We start from the raw sequence: 19,545 nt of genomic DNA, 5'->3' as shown, positions 1-19,545 counted from the left end.
CTATCCCTACTTTTCTTGGGTTTCCTTCTTAGGGCTCTTCACATAATGTTCAAGTAAAATTCCCGCTCCCTTTGCAACATTGTCAAGGGGACTCTCTGAGATAATAACGGGAACAGTGAGAGCATCAGCAATAACCGTATCGATATTCTTCAATAAAGCACCACCACCAGTAAGCATAACTCCTCGATCAACGATATCTGAGGCTAATTCAGGTGGAATCGTTTCAAGAACTTCCTTGGCGCCAGAAATAATCAATTGAACTGTGTCACCAATTGCTTCAGCCACTTCATCACTGGTAATGGTTATTGCTCTTGGCATTCCTGTAAGAGCATCGCGGCCCCGGACTTCCGTTTCCTTAAGGTTCTCAGGATCTTTCTTAGCGGTTCCAATTTCAATCTTGATTTTTTCAGCAGTATGTTCACCGATAACCAAGTTGTGTTTTTGCTTAATAAAGGTGGCAATTTCGGTGTTCATCTTATCACCAGCTACTCGGATGGACTTGCTTGCAACAATATCACCAAGCGAAATAACGGCGATATCACTAGTTCCACCACCCATATCAATAACCATATTACCACGGGGCTTCCAAATATCCATTCCAGCACCAACAGCAGCAACTTTTGGCTCTTCTTCTAGATAAACTTGGCCACCACCTGCTTTTTCAGCGGCTTGCATAATAGCATTTCTTTCAATCTCGGTAACGTTAGTTGGGGCACAAATCATAATCTTTGGTTTTGACATAAAGCCCTTAACATCAAGTTTGTTGATGAAGTATGTCAACATTTCTTCAGTAATATCGAAATCAGAAATAACTCCATCTTTTAAAGGTCTAATTGCTCGAATGTTACTTGGTGTCCGACCAACCATTCGGTAGGCATCGGATCCAACGGCTAGTACTTGGTTAGTTCTTGTATCGATTGCAACCACAGATGGTTCGTTTAGCACGATCCCCTTTCCAGCAACGTAAATCAATACGTTTGCGGTTCCTAAATCGATTCCTATGTCTTTTGCCATTATGAACTTCCTTTCGAAAACTTTATCTAATTGTGTATTATACCACACGGTTGAATACAAATTCTTTGGATTTTTCTAACCAAAATCAAAGGGAAGTTGATTTGAAACCAACTCCCCTTTACCGATTTATTTTATTAATGTTTCACTAAATTTTCTGCTAGTACAGTACTAGTTTTTTCAACATTAACTCGCTTAATTTCAGCACCTAACGATGCTAACTTTTTATGAAAATCATGATAGCCACGATCAAGATACTGAAGGTTACTTACTTGGGTATAACCATCAGCGGCTAATCCTGCAATCACAAGAGCAGCGGCTGCTCTTAGGTCAGTAGCAGCAACTTCTGCCCCAGAGAATTGAGTTTTGCCTTCCATAACAGCAGTTCTACCATTGATGGTATATTTTGCGTTCATTCTCCGTAGCTCTTCCATGTGCATAAATCTGTTTTCAAAAACAGTTTCTGTCATTGAGCTACTTCCGTCAGCCAACAATTGTAGAATAGTCATTTGTGGCTGCATATCAGTTGGAAATCCTGGGTGAGGTAGAGTCTTAACATCAACGGGTCTGATTGTATCTGGTCCAATAACTCTAATTCCATCATCCATTTCAACAACAGTAATTCCCATTTCTCTCATTTTTAAAATCAATGGTTGATTATGCTCTGCAATGGCACCATCAATAAAGACATCACCGTGAGTCGCGGCCGCTGCAATCATAAACGTACCAGCTTCAATTCTATCTTGCACAACAGCATGATTAGTACCATGAAGTTTATCGACACCAGTAACCTTGATTTGTTCTGTTCCGGCACCCTTGACAATAGCGCCCATCTTATTCAAGACGTTTGCCAAGTCAACTATTTCTGGTTCACGCGCAGCATTATGAATAACTGTCTTGCCGTCTGCTAATGTTGCAGCCATCATAATGTTCTGAGTTGCACCGACACTAGGGAAATCAAGGTAGATTTCACTACCCTTTAATCCGTCCTCGGCAACTGCTTCAACATAGCCATCGTGTTGGCTAATCTTGGCACCAAGTGCCTCGAAGCCCTTTAAATGCAGATCGATTGGCCGAGAACCAATTGCGCATCCGCCTGGAAGAGCAACTTTTGCCCTACCAAGTCTAGCTAAAAGTGGTCCCATAACAACGATTGATGCTCTCATTTTTGAGACATAATCGAAAGGAGCTTCACTAGAAAGATTTTTAGTGGCGTCGAAATCAATCGTATTGGTCTCTTCGTCAAAATTAACATCAATATTCAAAAAACGTAAAACTTCGTTCATTGTATATACATCAGACAGTAAAGGAACATTAGAAATGGTGGTTACCCCTTCGCTAGCCAGAATTGTGGCTGCTTGAATCGGTAACACGGCATTTTTTGCCCCATCAATATGTACCGTACCTTTTAATGGGTTCCCCCCATGAACAATAATCTTATCCAAAACCGCGACCTCCACTGTAATTAATTTATTTTACTAAGAAAATCAAATTTCTAATATTATCAATAACTGATAAGAAAAAACTACTACATGCCCATCCAATTGATACTGATAATAACACAATCAGTAACTTACCAGGTAATTCCCGGATTGGAATGAACCGTTCAATGTGAATCTGGTTGACAACCCAAAAAGTAAGCCCCACGAAAAATACGTATGTTACTAACGTAAGTAATCCTTGAATACCTATTGTTGTCATCTAGACTCCTCCCCAATATCAAATTCCATCATAACATAAATAGGAATAGAATGCCCGTTTTTTTGGCTTTTGCGGGCCCATCTAGACCATTTTTTAACATTTGCTTAACAAAAAATACACCTAACACTCTAATGTTAGGTGTACCAACGTTTTCTAACTAAATTGCGCCTCATAAAGCTCCTTGTATCTGCCTTCTTGACTAATCAATTGTTCGTGGTTTCCCTGCTGAACTACTTTACCATTGTCAAGGACAACAATGTTATCCGCATTATATATTGTTGATAGTCTGTGTGCAATGACAAGCGAAGTCCTTTCCTCAAGTAGTTGACTCATTGCGTGTTGAATTGCTTTTTCAGATTCATTATCTAAACTAGCCGTTGCTTCATCTAAAATCACAATTTGTGCATCCTTTAGCAATGCTCGGGCTATTGAAATCCTTTGCTTTTGCCCTCCAGACAACTTGATTCCTCTCTCACCAATCTGAGTTTCCATTCCATCCGGTAAGCTAGTGATAAAGCCATCAATGGCTGCTAATTTTGCTACTCGCCAGACTTCATCATTGGTAGCGGTCGGATTACCATAAATGATATTATCTCGAATACTGCCATCAATCATGAAAGTATCCTGAGAAACGATGGCAATGTTTTGCCTTAAGGAATTAATTGAAATTTTTTCAATTGGAACGCCATCAAATAGAATTTCTCCGGACTGCCGGTCGTAAAGTCGATCAATAAGTTTGGTAATCGTTGTCTTACCTGAACCTGAACGCCCTACTAAAGCGGTCATCTTTCCAAACTTAATGTCAAAGCTAACATCCTTGATAGTTGCATCATGAATATCTTCCTTGTGAGTTTCAGAGTATGCAAAAGAGACGTTTTTTAAATTAATGCCAGATTTTATTTTCGGAAATGCAACTGGGTTAATTGCCTCCTTGATTTGAGGAGTTAGTTTCAGAATTTCAGTGATTCGGCCGTATGAAACTAGGGACTGTTGCAATTGATTGAGCAGCATTGTAAATGAGCGAATCGGATCTTGCAACATTGCAACATAACTAATGTAAGCCACTAATTGACCGACCTTTAAGTCGCCCTTAACCACAAAGTATGCCCCAAATGAAAGGACAATTGCCGTCCCTAAATAATTAACAAACATAATGAGTGGTGAAAAAATTGCCTGATTTTTGTTTGCAGCAATCATGTTCTGGCGATTCTTATCTGCAAACGAAGCAAATCGCTCAGACTCAATTCCTTCACTGGTGTAGCTTTTGATTAATGATATTTCAGTTAAAGTGTTTTGCATCTGATTAGACATTTCAGCCTGGCTAAGTCTGGCGCGCCGAAATGCAGATCTGATTCTGGTTCTAAAAATTCGGTAAATCAAGAACATCATTGGAAACGTGACGGTCACCGCAAGTGCCATTTGCCAGTTAACGATAAAAATAAACACATACACTCCAATGAAAGTGAAAATGCCCCCAATCATGGACAGCATATTCGCAGAAATTAAACTTTGCAAGTTTCCAATATCGTTTGTCAGGCGAACCATCAGATCACCAGTCTTACTAGACTCAAAAAAATGAGTATCCAACTTTAAAATATATTGATACAACTGGTTTCTTAAATCGTAAATAGCTTGTTGACTCATAATGCTCATGTAATATGACGACAAAAAATTGAACAATCCAAGCACCACAGCACTCAGCAATAGTCCAACGACAGATTCGATTAATAGGCTCATATTTTTCTGAGGAATTACCGTATCAATAATGAACTGAGTAATTTGAGGAAGCACAAACTGAAGTCCCGTAATAACCAACAAAGCTAAAATGTTCACAATTAGAATTCGTTTATTATTAAGGACCTTACCAAAAACAAATCCAAACATATCAGACATTGAGGCATCAGTGGTTTCAGCCGTAGCAGCTTGCTTATTTTTTTGCAATTGGATCCCCCCTTGATTTAACCCACTTATTCTATTCCGATAATTAAATATCTCAAGCAAAATGCTCAAATAAAAAAAGCCTCAGAATAATCTGAGACTTTTGACGCTGAGAATAGGAAAGCTAAAAAGCTAAACCTATTTATTAGCGATATTAATTCGATTAATTGCCCGACGAAGAGCAACTTGTGCTCTAAGAGCAGAATCTTTATCTTGTTTTTCGCGAGCTTCTTTAAGTCTAATTTCAGCGCGCTTACGTGCACTTTCAGCACGAGCAAGATCAATATCGCTCTGATTTTCAGCACTATCAGCAACGATGGTAGCAACATTGTTTGAGAATTCAATAAAACCACCATTAACAGCGATTCTATCCTCTTCTCCGTCATGTTTAACTCGAGTTTCATCCACCGCAAGTGTCGCAATAACGGGTAAGTGATTTGCCATAATACCAAGTTGTCCGCCTTTAGTTGAAACAACTAGCATATCTGCAGAATGCTCATAAACTTTTCCATCAGGAGTAACGATACTAACGGTGATAACTGAATCATCAGCCATTTAGAACCCCTCCTTAGTTATTAGCAGCCTGCTTCATCTTGTTGGCATTCTCAACAACGTCTTCGATTGGGCCACAATTACGGAATGCATCTTCTGGTACATCATCGTACTTACCTTCCAAAATTTCCTTGAAACCGCGAACAGTTTCAGAAACAGGAACGTACTTACCTGGTAAACCAGTAAATTGTTCAGCAACCGCAAAACTTTGTGACAAGAAGAATTGGATCCGACGAGCACGGTTAACGATCGTCTTTTCCTCATCTGACAATTCGTCCATACCAAGAATTGAGATAATATCTTGCAATTCACGGTAACGTTGAAGAACGTGTTGTACTTCAGTAGCAACTTCATAATGTTCTTCACCAACAATGTTTGGATCCAAAGCTGATGACGTTGAAGCCAACGGATCAACGGCTGGATAGATACCTTGTTGAGTTAATGAACGTTCCAAGTTGGTTGTTGCATCCAAATGGGCGAAAGTTGTTGCAGGAGCAGGGTCGGTATAATCATCGGCTGGAACGTAAACAGCTTGAATAGAAGTAATGGCACCCTTTTTAGTTGATGTAATTCTTTCTTGAAGTTGTCCCATTTCAGTTGCCAAAGTTGGTTGATAACCAACGGCTGATGGAATCCGGCCAAGCAAAGCAGAAACTTCTGAACCAGCTTGGGTAAATCTGAAGATGTTATCGATAAATAACAGCACATCTTGACCTGCTTCATCACGGAAGTATTCCGCAATTGTAAGTCCTGTCAAGGCAACACGCATACGAGCTCCAGGAGGTTCGTTCATCTGACCATAAACCATGGCCGTCTTTTCAAGAACGCCAGATCCCTTCATTTCGAAGTACATATCGTTACCTTCACGGGTCCGTTCACCAACACCGGTAAATACAGAGATACCGTTATGACCTTGAGCGATATTATGAATCAACTCTTGAATCAAAACAGTCTTTCCAACACCGGCACCACCGAACAAACCAACCTTTCCACCACGAATGTAAGGTTCCAACAAATCGATAACCTTAATTCCAGTTTCAAGGATTTCAGTTGATGGGTTCAATTCTTCGTATGATGGGGCATCACGGTGAATTGGCCAACGTTCAGCATCTTTACTGAACTCTGGGCCACCATCGATTGGGTCACCAAGAACGTTAAATACTCGACCAAGAGTATCTTTACCAACAGGAACACTGATAGAAGCACCGGTATTGGTAACTTCCATTCCACGGCGAAGGCCGTCTGTTCCGTCCATCGCGATGGTTCTAACGACACCGTCACCTAAATCAAGGGCAACTTCGACAACAAGAGTCTTGTCATCGTCTTCGTTAATATCCAAAGCGGTGTTAATTTCAGGTAGTTTATCGTCCAAGGAGAACTCAACGTCAACAACTGGTCCAATAACTTGTAAAACTTTACCAGTACTCATGTTAGTTAACTCCTCCATTTATTGTTTATTGACTAAGTGCTTCCTGACCACCAGTAATTTCGGTGATTTCAGTAGTGATTGCGGCTTGACGAGCACGGTTGTATTGAAGTTCAAGACTTGAAATCAAATCATCCGCATTATCGGAAGCAGACTTCATAGCTGTTGAACTTGATGCATGTTCAGACGTCTTAGCATCCAAAATAGCACCATAAACCAAACTCTCAGAATATTGAGGCAAAATAACATCTAGAACATCTGATTCTGATGGTTCAACATCATAAGCAGCTGTAAGTTCTTTGGTTTCAATATCCTGACTAGCTTCAGATTCAAACGCTTCACTATCGATTGGGAGCATCTTTTCAGCTCTAAATCTAGATGTTAGTCGGTTAACAAAGTGTTCGTAACAAACGTACAGTTCATCAAACGCACCATTATCAAACATCTTAGTAGCAGTTTTAACGATTTCGCCAACTTCAACGAAAGTTGGAACATCGCTAACTCCACGGTATTCGTAAGAAACATTAACGCCTCGCTTCTTGTAGAAGTCGGCTCCGTTTCCACCAATTGCTAAAACTTGATAGTCGCTTGAATCTCCTGAATGTTTTTCGATGAACTCATTAGTTTCCCGAATAACATTACTATTATAACTTCCAACCATACCGCGATCAGAAGTAATTATCATATACGCAGTTCTCTTTGTCGATGATTCATTTTTAGCTGAATTACCGGAAGGTTTAGTCAATCCATCCAAAAAATGGGATTGAGCTAAGTGCAAAACTACAGCTTTTACCTGGCTTGCATATTGATCATAACTTGTCGTATGCTTTTGGATTTGGTTCAATTTTGCTTGAGAAACCATTTCCATGGCATTTGTAATCTGACGTGTCTTCTTAGTAGAAGTGATCCGATGTTTAACATCGTTTAGCGAAGCACCCATGTAAATTCACCCTCCTTAACTACTCGTTTGATGCAGCTTGTGTTTGACCATCTTTTTGAGTTGGTTGAAAAATCTTATCGAATTCATCAATTGCTGAATTCAAAACAGAGTCATCAGGAAGTTGACCAGTCTTAGCGATACTATCAAGGATATCTTTGTGTGATTGGTCAAAGAAATCGAATAATTCTTGTTCATAACGAAGAATATCTTCAACTTCAATCTTGTCCAAATGACCATGAGTCAAGCAGTAAAGAATAACAACTTGCTTTTCAACCGGAATTGGAGAATGAAGTGGTTGTTTCAAAACTTCCACAGTTCTAGCACCACGATCAAGTTTTGACTTAGTAGCCTCATCAAGATCTGAACCGAACTGTGCGAATGACTCTAGTTCATGATATGAAGCAAGGTCAAGACGTAAAGTACCTGAAACCTTCTTCATAGCTTTAACCTGCGCATCTCCACCAACCCGAGAAACAGAAGTACCAGCGTCAACGGCTGGACGAACACCTGAATAGAAACTATCGGCGTCCAAGAAAATCTGTCCATCAGTGATAGAAATAACGTTAGTTGGAATATATGCAGAAACGTCACCAGCTTGAGTTTCAACGATAGGAAGAGCGGTCATTGAACCACCACCCAATTCGTCTGACAACTTAGCAGCCCGTTCCAACAGACGTGAGTGAGTATAGAAGATATCACCAGGATATGCTTCACGTCCAGGAGGACGACGAAGAATAAGTGATAACTCACGATATGCATCGGCTTGCTTTGAAAGATCATCGTAGACGATCAATACGTGCTTGCCTTTGTGCATAAAGTACTCACCCATAGTTGCACCAGCATATGGTGCTAAGTATAGAAGTGAGGCTGGTTCAGAAGGACCAGCTGACACAACGATTGTGTAATCCATTGCGCCATACTTTTCAAGGGTACTTACAGATGAACGAACAGTTGATGCTTTTTGTCCGATAGCAACGTAAATACAAATCATATCTTGATCTTTTTGATTCAAGATTGTATCAATGGCAATAGAAGTCTTACCAGTTTTACGGTCACCAATAATCAACTCACGTTGACCACGTCCGATTGGAATAAGTGAATCAATTGCCTTAATACCAGTTTGAAGTGGTTCTGAAACTGATTGTCGTTCCATAACACCTGGAGCCTTACGCTCTACTGGCATGTGATCATCGGCAGTGATGTCACCCTTACCATCGATTGGTTGACCGATTGAATTAACAACCCGACCAACTAAGTTTTCCCCAACGGGAACTTCCATAATTCGACCAGTTCGTTTTACTGAATCGCCTTCACGGATACCTGTGTCATCACCTAAAACCATGATACCAACATCATTAGCTTCCAAGTTTTGAACCATTCCGTAAATGCCGTGGCCGAAGTCGAGCAACTCTCCAGACAACGCGTTATTTAGTCCATGAGCACGAGCAATACCATCACCAACATAGGTAACGATACCTGTTTCCTCAACATCGAGCTCATTTTGATAACCTTGTAACTGTTGCTTAATGAGAGCACTGATTTCCTCAGCTTTAATGCTCATAAATTTCACCTCTTTAAATAGATATCGTTAGTTCAATAACATTTCTTTTACTTTTTCAATACGAGTCTTAACACTACCATCGATAATAACATCCTCTGAACGAAGAATAACTCCACCCATCAAACTTTTATCGGTTTTAGTGGTCAAAACTACTTTCTTAGCTCCAACTCGGTTAGCAAAAGCATCTGCAATCCGACTTTGTTGGTCATCAGTCAACTCAGTAGCAGAAATAACATCTGCCTTAACGATAGACTTTTGATCATCATAGAGTGATTCAAATTGGTCAACGATTGGAACCAATTGATCATATCTATGGTAGTCATTGATTACATTAAACAAATTAACCAAAAACTCTGAACCATTCTCAAGAATGGGTTTCAATAGGTTTTGTCTTTGTTCGTCTGTTGTTCTACTACTCTGAAGAGTGTCAGCTAGAGTTGGATTATCATTGAAGATTTGTCTTAATTGGACAAGTTCTTCGTAACCGTCATCAAGCTGATCCTTCTCAGCGAGAACTTCAATCATTGCTCTTGCGTATTTTTTTGCAGCAGTAATATCACTTTGTGTCATTTTGCTTTCCCAACCCTTCGATATAAGAATCAACGAGTGCTTTTTGATCATCTTCCTTTAATTGCTTGGAGATAATCTTGGAAGCAATTTCGACTGATAAACTGGCTACGTCTTTTCGAGAATTTGCCAATGCTTCTTGTCGTTGTCGCTCGATATCTTTTTCCGCGGCGCTCTTTAAGTTAGAAGCATCTTGTCGAGCATCATCAATAATCTGATCGCGTTGTTTTTGGCCGGAGTCTTTTGCTTGGCTGATAATGCCACTTGCTTCTTCACGCGTACTTGCCAATTCAGCTTGGCGTTTACTTGCGAGTTCAGCGGCCTCGGTTCTTGATTGTTCAGCAGAATCGATGTCATTAGCAATCTTATCAGACCGGTCTTGCATCATCTTAACAATTGGCTTGTAAGCAATCTTACCAACCAAGAACATTAAGATAATGAAACTGATCATAACAAAGAGCATGTCACCAGTATAAAGTTCGGCCCCAACTACAGAATATGAAAACATTTATTGGCACCTCCTTCTCAAAAATTGATAGTCATTACTTGTTCATTACCAACAAAGCAACAACGAAGGCGATGATTGGCATAGCTTCAACAAGACCAACACCAATAAACATGTTTGTCCGTAATTGTCCTGAAAGTTCTGGTTGACGTGCCATACCTTCCAACATCTTAGAAATAATTAAACCGTTACCAACACCGGCACCAATAGCGGCACCAGCCATAGCTACACCTGCAGCAATTGCACCCATAATTAATAATCCTCCTTAAGTACATTATTCCTCGATTTCAATTTTTCGAGAAATGTAAACTGATGATAATGTTACGAAAATAAAGGCTTGAATACATCCAATAAACACTGAGAAACCTTGCCAAGCCAATTCCAATGGTAAACTAACAACCCACATTAGCGGACCGCCTTTTACAGCCATTCCGGAAATAAGGGTAAGCAGCATTTCACCTGCGTAGATATTACCGAATAGACGGAGTCCTAACGTTAAGAAATTGGTGAATTCCTCAAAGATATTAACGATAATAAATATACTAAATGGTTTGAGATAGTTCTCAAAGTGACGCTTATAACCCAAAGTCCTGACACCAAGATATTGAGCGAACGTCAACGTCATCAATGAAAGTGTCAGCGTGATTACTGGATCAGCAGTTGGACTCTTTACATATGATACTCCCGAGACATCCACGTGAAGGAAAAGTCCGAGTTGGTTAGCAATTAAGATAAATAGGAATAACGTGAAAGCCCATAGGCCTAAGTTCTTTCCCATTTCACCAGAAACGGATCCCTTCACAATACCATTCGTAAAATCGATAGCATATTCAAGAAGATTTTGGCCCTTACCTGGTTTCATTGTGATGTGCCGAGATAATCCCCAGACAAGCAATAGAACCAAACAAGCGGAAATCAAGATGGAAATCATGTTACCAACATTAAACGTCAATCCCAGGAATTGAAAGGTTGTAGTAGGTTGTTGCACACATTCTCACCTCTTTTCTGACAAAGTATACGCAATGTTAATCTATCTGGCTATTGGTCGGGAAGACATATATACCAAAAGAAATTTGCGATGGTAATGGACGCATGAATATGCGTTCAAATACAATTGAAATCATACCACCAAACAAAACAAATATCAAAACAATATTTTAATGTAACACTTGGTCTGAGTTACTGATATGTAGACATTTTGGCGTGTTTGCACATTTGGTTTCTAATAAAAAACAGCTTCCCAAAATCGTTAATCTAAATAACGTTTTGAAAAACTGAAAAATGAAAATTATTTTTATTTAGTACCAAACAACCGGTCACCAGCGTCACCAAGTCCTGGCACGATATAACCTTGGTCGTTCAGCTTTTCGTCAAGAGCAGCTGTATAGATATCGATATCTGGGTGCTTTTCTTGTAAGGCTTTTACACCCTCTGGTGCTGAAACTAAGCAGACAAACTTGATATTACTTGCCCCGCGTTTCTTCAATGCATCAATTGCCATGATAGCTGAACCACCAGTAGCAAGCATTGGATCAACAACGAATACTTGACGCTGCTCAATATCAGAAGGCAACTTAACAAAGTATTCGTGTGGTTCAAGTGTCTCTTCGTCACGGTACATCCCAATGTGACCAACCTTAGCGGCTGGAATCAAATCAAGAATCCCATCAACCATTCCAATTCCGGCTCTCAAAATTGGCACGATTGCGACTTTCTTACCTGAAATTTGCTTTGCATGGGCGACAGATACTGGTGTTTGCACATCAACATCCTCTAACGGCATATCTCTTGAAACTTCAAATGCCATTAAAGTAGCAATTTCATCAACAATTTGTCTAAAATCCTTAGTTCCGCAATCTTTATTGCGAATCATCGTAAGTTTATGTTGGATTAACGGATGGTCCATAACTTGAAACTTACCCACTACACTCACTCCTTTTTTCTTCCCAACAATTGTACCACATAAATTGCGTCTTGCCCGGAAAATCTTGACTTAGCATAACGAAACTTCTAGTCTTCTTGGCCCAAAAAAGAAGAGCCTCTCAAAGTAAGGCTCTTCTGTATTATTCAGTATTAATGAAAATTAAATTGGGTATTTTTCAGTTAACTTTTGCACTTCGTTCGCAACGTTCTTTTTGACATCTTCGTCATCTGGATTTTGAATGATTTGCAGGATTAAATCAGCAACCTTTCGGCAGTCATCCTCCTTGAATCCCCGCGTTGTTACTGCAGGAGTTCCAATTCTCAATCCACTAGTTTTCGAAGGTGGCAATGGGTCATTTGGAATTGCTTCTTTATTAGTAGTGATTCTTACTTCATCAAGAGCGTTTTGCAAATCACGGCCATTCATCTCGCAATTCGACAAGTTTACCGTCATCAAATGATTATCAGTCCCGCCTGTTAAGACAGTGACAACGCCAGACTTTTGAAATTCATCTGCCATTGCTTGGGCATTCTTGATGATTTGCTTACTATACTCTTTAAATTCTGGTTGTAAATCTTCGTAAAAGGCAGCGGCCTTACCAGCAATCACGTGTTCCAAAGGACCACCCTGACTACCTGGGAAAACGGCAGAGTTCAATTTTTTAGCAAACTTTTCCTTTGCTAAAATCATTCCGCCCCTAGGTCCGCGGAGTGTTTTATGGGTTGTTGTTGTAACAACATCAGCGTATGGAACTGGGCTTGGGTGTAATCCAGTAGCTACCAAACCAGCAATATGAGCCATATCTACCATGAAGTAAGCACCTACTTCATCCGCAATATCTCTGAACTTTTGCCAATCAATGATCCGACTGTAAGCTGATGCACCAGCGATAATCAATTGCGGTTGAACTTCTTTAGCAATCTTTTCAATTGCATCGTAATCCAATAATTGAGTCTCTGGATCCAATTCATATGAATGTGATTCGTACAGTTTACCTGAAAAGCTGACTTTGGCACCGTGAGTTAAGTGACCGCCGGCATCAAGACCCATTCCAAGAATCTTATCACCAGGCTTCAATAATGCAGCGTATACTGCTTGATTTGCTTGTGAGCCTGAATGTGGTTGAACATTAGCATAATCTGCATCGAACAATTTCTTAGCTCGATCAATTGCTAGTTGTTCAACAACATCAATATACTCACATCCACCATAGTATCGCTTACCAGGATAACCTTCGGCGTACTTGTTGGTTAAAACTGAACCTTGAGCTGCCCTAACCGCGTTTGAAACGATGTTTTCAGATGCAATCAGCTCAATATTATGCTGTTGACGATTCTCTTCGTTACCTATTGCATTCCACAACTCTGTGTCCTGTGCTTTGTAATCGTAATTCAACTGCAACACCCCATAAAAAGTTTTTACAGCCCATTGCCTGAGCCGTATAGCAAAATTATAACTGGTTAAAGTGCATTTGCCCAGCCGATTTGTTCAATCTGTTCATATATGCCTCGCCTAATCCCTCAGATTTGACCCCTTGAGCGAAGATTATTTTGTATTGTGGTTGGTCATCAAAATCGCGCAACTCCTTGAACAGCAAGTGACTAGCGTCCTTCACATTCTCGCCAAGTGAGATTGGTTCGACATTTTCTGGCCAGTCAATTTTTTTTATAATTTTTTTATAAGCCATGACCCCAATTGGATGATTTCGTTCGTTTTTTGCAATCCAATTTGCAACATCTTGCCAATTATCGTTCGGGTCGACAATATAAACTTGAGCATTTGGGGCATAATGTTTGTATTTCATCCCCGGAGCTTTTGGCACTTCATTCGTCCCGACGTGGTGACGCTCATCGTTCACCTCTCGCCCAATAACTTCCTCAATATCAGCCTTTGTGACTGCCCCAGGACGTAAAATAGCGGGAACGTCTCCAGACATATCTAACACCGTTGACTCAACGCCAACTTCAGTAGGTCCATCATCAAGAATGGCTGCGATTTTACCCTTTAAATCATGATAAACGTGCATCGCTGTCGTTGGCGAAGGCTTGCCAGAGGTGTTGGCTGATGGGCCAACCATTGGCACACCGGCCTCCTTAATCAAATCAAGAGTTAATTGATTGTTGGGAAAACGAAAAGCCGCAGTGCTTAGCCCGCCTGTCACTGATTTAGACAGTACATCGGGTTTGAGATTAAAAATCATCGTTAATGATCCTGGCCAGAACTTGTCAATCAGCTTCTTAGCATCCGCAGATAAAGGTTGGGCATACTTTTCAACCGTGGCAACATCAGCAACATGAACGATCAAGGGATTATCACTTGGCCGCCCCTTTGCTTGATACACCTTTTTTACTGCGGTTTCATTAGTAGCATCAGCACCCAGACCGTAGACCGTTTCGGTTGGAAATGATACAAGTTCGCCATCCCTAATGTAATCTGCAGCTTGAGTAAGTTCTTCTCTAGTTAATATTTTTGTTTCCATTAATTATTCACCTTCAAAATGTAACTTTGATCATTCTTTGGTTTCCCGCCATGTCGTGTTTACCAGTTACCTCAGCTTCGGGGTATTTGGTGGTAAATATTTGTTTTACCGAATCCTCTTGATGATAACCAATCTCGAGGTATAGTTTGCCACCAGGATTTAGATAGTCAGCAACGTGCTCAGCTAACCGTTTATATACTTTTAACCCATCGTCATCTGCAAATAAAGCAAGCCTGGGTTCATACTCCTTTACCCGGCTATCCATAACACCCAGTTCCCCGTGGGAAATATAAGGTGGGTTTGAAACAATAACGTCAAATCGGTCATCTAAAGAATCAAATAAGTCACTTTTGATAAAATCGATGGCCAATTTAAGTTTATCAGCATTTCCCATCGCCACATTTAGGGCATCTGCAGAGATATCACTAGCGTTAACCTTTGCTAGTGGACAATTAGCCTTAATAGCTAGCGCAATTGCCCCACTACCTGTACCGACATCTAAAATAGAAGGATTATCGTGACCATGGATATCAGTTAAAACCCACTCCACCAGCTCCTCAGTTTCCACTCTAGGAATCAGGACTCGAGAGTCGACTAATAGTTCCAGGCCGTAAAAATCCGCCTCGCCAACAACGTACTGAGGTGGCTCACCAGCTACTAACCGTCGAACGTTATTCTGAAATGTCTCCAGATCATCAGACTTCACAGAATCCCGCAGATGAATCAGCAAATCTGTATTCGAAAATCCAAACTGCTTTTTCAGTAAGAATTCAACATCCGCTTCAGTAACTTCTTTATTTTCATTAATAATAGAAAAAGCCCACTTTCGGGCTTCAAAGTAAGTCATATTATTCATTACTCAAATTTTCTAGTTTCTTTGCTTGATCAGAAACAATCAGGGCATCAATAACTTCACCAAGTTCACCATTCATAACTCGATCAAGTTTGTTCAATGTTAAACCAATTCGATGATCAGTTACCCGATTTTGAGGGTAATTGTATGTTCGAATTCGTTCAGATCGATCACCGGTACCGATTGCTGATTTCCGTTCAGCATTATATTGATCCTGTTCTTTTTGTGAATAGTAGTCATAAACCCGTGCTTTAAGAATCGTCATTGCCTTTGCCCGGTTTTGCTGCTGTGAACGTTCATCCTGCATTGCAACCACGATACCGGTTGGTAAGTGGGTCATCCGAACGGCAGATGATGTCTTGTTGATATGCTGGCCACCAGCACCAGAAGACCGGTAAACGTCAGTCCGAATATCCTTAGGATCGATGTCAATGTCAACGTCCTCTTCTTCAGGCATTACCCCAACCGTTGCAGTTGACGTATGAACCCGACCCTGAGATTCAGTTACTGGGATTCTTTGAACCCGATGCGCACCGTTTTCGTACTTGAGTTTTGAATACACATTATTACCAGTGATCATCAAAACGATTTCCTTAAAGCCACCAACTTCAGTATCAGTCTTATCAACGACCTCAACTTGCCAGCCTTGCTTTTCAGCGTACTTAGAATACATGCTAAATAAATCAGCCGCGAATAGGCTTCCTTCATCCCCACCAGCTGCTCCATGGATTTCCATGATAATGTTTTTATCATCATTAGGATCTTTAGGTAAAAGAAGGATTTTTAGCTGATCTTCCAACTTTTCTTTTTGATCTCGTAAGTCTGAGATTTCATCCTTCACCATCGACTCTAATTCGGAGTCATCGATTTTTCCGCGAAGCATCTCTTCATCGTCATCTAGTTGACTAGTAACGCTCTTATACTTATTATAAGTCGCCACAGTATCACGAAGGTCTGCTTCTTCTTTCGATAGCTTCATGAATTTTTGAGTATCAGCAATCACTTCAGGATCACTGATCAGTTCGTTGAGTTCGTCATACCGGTCAACGACTGATTGTAATTTATCGAATATTTCGTCCATTTAGAATAAATCCTCACTTTTGTTACTTTATCGGTGGATTGTAATAATGCTTTCTGCATACCGGATAGTATGACTCATTACCGCCCATTTGAATCTGCTCGCCCTCATACACTGGTTTACCGTCATGAAAACGCAAATTCATAATTGCTTTTTTGCCACAGAACCAGCAAATCGTCTTCATTTCCTCGATCTTATCAGCGTATAGTAATAAGTTCTCTGAGCCCTCAAACAGATGATTTTGAAAATCATTCTTTAGCCCAAAAGCAATAACGGGAATGTTCAATTCGTCAACGATTCTAGCAAGCTGAAATACGTGTTTTTTCTTCAAAAACTGAGCTTCATCAATCAAAATACAGCTGGCTTTTGAATCCAATTGGCTAACCGCTTCAAAAACGTCTGTATCATCTGTAATTGGGTAGGCAGGCCTTTCCAAACCAATTCGTGATTCAATCATCCCGTGCTTTTCTCTAGTATCAAGTGCACTTGTCATAATGACAACACTTTTATCTTGTTCCTCATAATTATGGGCAACCTTGATTATTTCAATTGTTTTGCCACTATTCATTGCTCCGTACCGAAAGAACAGTTGAGCCAAATTTTCCACCTTATTTCCGACAGTTTCTATTCCATTATACAGAATTTTATCTAAAATTTCGACCTGTTATTGTAAATGATTTGGTAAAACAGTTAGAAATAGCTTAAACGAAATGAATATCAAAGACTATCCATTCTTAATATGGTAAAATTAGTTTTTGAATTAATACGATAGCTTACTTAAGTGAGGAGCAAAAAACATGTCATTAAGAAGCACGATTGCAAAGACGGCTGGAAAATCATCATACTGGTTTTTGCACACATTCATGAAGGGCGGTAGTTCCCTTCCAGGTAAAATCACTACTAAAATCGACCCTGAAATCTTGGCCACCCTAGGCCGGGATTACGATGTGATCGTGATTACCGGAACCAACGGGAAAACCCTCACAACAGCGTTGACCGTTCAAGTTTTAAAGCAAAAATACGAAAATATTTTGACTAATCCCTCTGGATCAAACATGGAACAGGGAATTGTTACTACATTTTTAAAGGCTAAAAAATCAAGAAACAAGCGACCATTAGCCGTTCTTGAAGTTGATGAAGCCAACATCATCAAAATTACTAAGTACATTAAACCCAAAGCGTTTGTCTTCACGAATATCTTTAGGGATCAAATGGATAGATATGGTGAAATTTACACAACCTACCAAAAGATTTTGGATGGGGTTGCTTTAGCCCCTAACGCCACCATCATTGCGAACGGCGACGCTCCTATCTTCCATTCAAAACAACTACCAAACCCAATGATTTATTACGGATTCAATGATCAACCAGAATCAGATATCAAGGCATCCCCCAATACGGATGGTGTGTTGTGCCCTAATTGCCAACACATCCTTCATTATAATTTCATTAGTTACGCTAACTTAGGTAAATACTTCTGTCCTAACTGTGGATACTCACGGCCAGAACTTAACTTCCAGTTAAACAAACGAATTGAACTTACACCCAAGTCATCCACGTTTGAAATCGACGGCGAACAAATCAAAATTGGGATTGGCGGTGTTTATAACATCTATAACGCTTTAGCCGCATACTCAGTTGGCCGGTTCATGGGGGTTTCTCCAGACCAAATTCGCAAAGCGTTTGAGCAAGATGAACGAATCTTTGGTCGTCAGGAAGAAATCAACGTTAATGGTAAGAAAGTTACTTTAATTCTAGTCAAGAACCCAGTAGGTCTTAACCAAGTTATCGATATGATTTCAACTGATAAGGATCCATTCACATTCATCGGTCTGCTTAACGCCAATTACGCGGACGGTATCGACACCAGTTGGATTTGGGACGGCGATTTTGAACGCTTGAATGACATGAACATCAAACAATTCATTACTGGTGGCGAGCGGTATAAGGATATTACCTACCGGCTCCAAGTTGCTGAAATTGACGAAAGCAAACACCTCGTGGAACCCAATCTAGACAAGGTTGTAGAGATGATTGATGACGTGCCAACAGAAAAGGTGTATATTCTAGCAACGTACACAGCAATGTTGAGTTTAAGAAAGACATTTGCTTCCAAAGGATTTATTGATGGAGGAATGGGATAATGAGTTATTCTTTAAAAGTTTGTCACCTATACGGCGATTTAATGAACACCTATGGTGATATCGGTAATATTCTCGTTTTAAAACATCTTGCAAACCAAATGGGCGTTGACCTTGATTCTGAAGTAATCAGCTTGGATCAAGAATTCGAGGCAGACAAATATGACATCGTCATTTTCGGCGGTGGTCAGGACTTTGAGCAATCAATCATTTCAAAAGATATTCAAAGTAAAAAAGAAGCCCTCACGAACTTCATTGAAGATGACGGTTCAGTAGTTGCCATCTGTGGTGGTTACCAACTACTAGGTCACTATTACATCGGTGCCAATGGTGAAAAGCTCCAAGGCATTTCAGCTCTCGACCACTACACTGAAAAGCAACATGATAATCGGTTCATCGGTGATGTTCTAATTGAAAACAAGGAAACCGGCGAAAAATACCGCGGGTTTGAAAATCATCAGGGAATTACATTCCTAGGCAAAGACGAACGACCTTTAGGTAACGTTATTGAAGGCTACGGTAACAACGGCCAGGATAAGACCGAAGGTGCAATTTACAAAAATGTTTACTGCACGTACTTCCACGGCCCAATTTTGGCCAGAAATAACCAAATTGCAAAACACGTATTAATGAATGCACTAAAGAGAAAGTACCCGGATGCTGACTTATCAACTCAAGACGCCGTTTCGGTATCAGAAACATTCTAGAAAAAGAGGCTGGGACATAAGTCCCAGCTAACGCAAAAAAACTTCGGAAATTAATTTTTCCGAAGCTTTTTTGAATTCTATGTAGCACAGAGAATTCAACTCTGCTATTCTTAAATCGACGAAAACCCAAGGATAGGAGCGAATCTCTATGTATAGACATTA

At 40.2% G+C, this 19,545-nt stretch carries 20 protein-coding genes; 2 read left to right on the top strand and 18 right to left on the bottom strand.

Annotated elements, in window-relative coordinates; all coding sequences use genetic code 11:
- Positions 1-6: 6 nt before the first annotated feature.
- The 18 genes from QOW94_RS02510 to QOW94_RS02425 all read right to left on the bottom strand — a co-directional run bounded on the left by QOW94_RS02510 (position 7) and on the right by QOW94_RS02425 (position 17,133).
- Positions 7-1,014 carry a rod shape-determining protein gene (locus QOW94_RS02510; protein ID WP_283678570.1) on the bottom strand — a complete coding sequence of 336 codons (1,008 nt, stop codon included), beginning with the start codon at positions 1,012-1,014 and terminating at the stop codon, positions 7-9.
- A 134-nt stretch (positions 1,015-1,148) separates the two neighbouring features.
- Positions 1,149-2,456 carry a UDP-N-acetylglucosamine 1-carboxyvinyltransferase gene (murA, locus tag QOW94_RS02505; protein WP_283678569.1) on the bottom strand — a complete coding sequence of 436 codons (1,308 nt, stop codon included), beginning with the start codon at positions 2,454-2,456 and terminating at the stop codon, positions 1,149-1,151.
- Positions 2,457-2,481: 25 nt separating this feature from the next.
- Entirely contained in the window at positions 2,482-2,712 is a 231-nt protein-coding gene (locus QOW94_RS02500) for a DUF1146 family protein (protein WP_283678568.1), read from the bottom strand.
- A gap of 153 nt (positions 2,713-2,865) precedes the next feature.
- Positions 2,866-4,605, bottom strand: coding sequence for an ABC transporter ATP-binding protein (locus tag QOW94_RS02495; RefSeq protein WP_283678719.1), 1,740 nt, complete (start codon positions 4,603-4,605; stop codon positions 2,866-2,868).
- A gap of 183 nt (positions 4,606-4,788) precedes the next feature.
- On the bottom strand, positions 4,789-5,205 hold the full coding sequence (locus QOW94_RS02490; RefSeq protein WP_283678567.1) for a F0F1 ATP synthase subunit epsilon: 417 nt from the start codon (positions 5,203-5,205) through the stop codon (positions 4,789-4,791).
- Positions 5,206-5,218: 13 nt separating this feature from the next.
- Positions 5,219-6,631, bottom strand: a complete 1,413-nt coding sequence (gene atpD, locus QOW94_RS02485; protein WP_283678566.1) for a F0F1 ATP synthase subunit beta — start codon at positions 6,629-6,631, stop codon at positions 5,219-5,221.
- A 25-nt stretch (positions 6,632-6,656) separates the two neighbouring features.
- Complete coding sequence (locus QOW94_RS02480; protein WP_283678565.1) at positions 6,657-7,568, bottom strand: F0F1 ATP synthase subunit gamma; 912 nt, start codon at positions 7,566-7,568, stop codon at positions 6,657-6,659.
- Positions 7,569-7,587: 19 nt separating this feature from the next.
- Complete coding sequence (gene atpA / locus QOW94_RS02475) at positions 7,588-9,129, bottom strand: F0F1 ATP synthase subunit alpha (RefSeq protein ID WP_283678564.1); 1,542 nt, start codon at positions 9,127-9,129, stop codon at positions 7,588-7,590.
- 27 nt (positions 9,130-9,156) lie between these two features.
- Positions 9,157-9,699: an ATP synthase F1 subunit delta gene (atpH, locus tag QOW94_RS02470; protein WP_283678563.1), complete on the bottom strand. Its 543-nt coding sequence runs from the start codon at positions 9,697-9,699 to the stop codon at positions 9,157-9,159.
- The gene (atpF, locus tag QOW94_RS02465) at positions 9,686-10,204 is read right to left on the bottom strand and encodes a F0F1 ATP synthase subunit B (RefSeq protein WP_283678562.1); all 519 of its coding nucleotides are present in this window, start codon (positions 10,202-10,204) and stop codon (positions 9,686-9,688) included. The genes atpH and atpF overlap by 14 nt, the downstream gene beginning before the upstream one ends.
- A gap of 34 nt (positions 10,205-10,238) precedes the next feature.
- Positions 10,239-10,451 carry a F0F1 ATP synthase subunit C gene (gene atpE, locus QOW94_RS02460; RefSeq protein ID WP_283678561.1) on the bottom strand — a complete coding sequence of 71 codons (213 nt, stop codon included), beginning with the start codon at positions 10,449-10,451 and terminating at the stop codon, positions 10,239-10,241.
- Positions 10,452-10,475: 24 nt separating this feature from the next.
- On the bottom strand, positions 10,476-11,189 hold the full coding sequence (gene atpB, locus QOW94_RS02455; protein WP_283678560.1) for a F0F1 ATP synthase subunit A: 714 nt from the start codon (positions 11,187-11,189) through the stop codon (positions 10,476-10,478).
- Positions 11,190-11,495: 306 nt separating this feature from the next.
- The gene (gene upp / locus QOW94_RS02450) at positions 11,496-12,125 is read right to left on the bottom strand and encodes a uracil phosphoribosyltransferase (RefSeq protein ID WP_283678559.1); all 630 of its coding nucleotides are present in this window, start codon (positions 12,123-12,125) and stop codon (positions 11,496-11,498) included.
- A 159-nt stretch (positions 12,126-12,284) separates the two neighbouring features.
- On the bottom strand, positions 12,285-13,529 hold the full coding sequence (gene glyA, locus QOW94_RS02445; RefSeq protein WP_283678557.1) for a serine hydroxymethyltransferase: 1,245 nt from the start codon (positions 13,527-13,529) through the stop codon (positions 12,285-12,287).
- 46 nt (positions 13,530-13,575) lie between these two features.
- Entirely contained in the window at positions 13,576-14,604 is a 1,029-nt protein-coding gene (locus QOW94_RS02440) for an L-threonylcarbamoyladenylate synthase (protein WP_283678556.1), read from the bottom strand.
- A gap of 13 nt (positions 14,605-14,617) precedes the next feature.
- Positions 14,618-15,460 (bottom strand): peptide chain release factor N(5)-glutamine methyltransferase, encoded by an 843-nt coding sequence (gene prmC, locus QOW94_RS02435; protein ID WP_283678555.1) that lies wholly within the window; start codon positions 15,458-15,460, stop codon positions 14,618-14,620.
- A complete protein-coding gene (gene prfA / locus QOW94_RS02430) occupies positions 15,453-16,538 on the bottom strand; it encodes a peptide chain release factor 1 (protein WP_283678554.1) in 1,086 nt (361 codons plus the stop codon). Before prfA ends, prmC begins: the two co-directional genes overlap by 8 nt.
- A gap of 22 nt (positions 16,539-16,560) precedes the next feature.
- Positions 16,561-17,133: a thymidine kinase gene (locus QOW94_RS02425; protein ID WP_283678553.1), complete on the bottom strand. Its 573-nt coding sequence runs from the start codon at positions 17,131-17,133 to the stop codon at positions 16,561-16,563.
- 199 nt (positions 17,134-17,332) lie between these two features.
- On the opposite strand from QOW94_RS02425, the gene QOW94_RS02420 reads away from it, so the two are divergent.
- On the top strand, positions 17,333-18,679 hold the full coding sequence (locus QOW94_RS02420; protein WP_283678552.1) for a Mur ligase family protein: 1,347 nt from the start codon (positions 17,333-17,335) through the stop codon (positions 18,677-18,679).
- Positions 18,679-19,383 carry a type 1 glutamine amidotransferase gene (locus QOW94_RS02415; protein WP_283678551.1) on the top strand — a complete coding sequence of 235 codons (705 nt, stop codon included), beginning with the start codon at positions 18,679-18,681 and terminating at the stop codon, positions 19,381-19,383. Before QOW94_RS02420 ends, QOW94_RS02415 begins: the two co-directional genes overlap by 1 nt.
- Positions 19,384-19,545 lie beyond the last annotated feature (162 nt).

It is taken from the genome of Lentilactobacillus sp. Marseille-Q4993 (assembly GCF_951230165.1).
Taxonomy (GTDB): Bacteria; Bacillota; Bacilli; order Lactobacillales; family Lactobacillaceae; genus Lentilactobacillus.
This window is presented reverse-complemented; position numbering and strand designations above follow the sequence as displayed.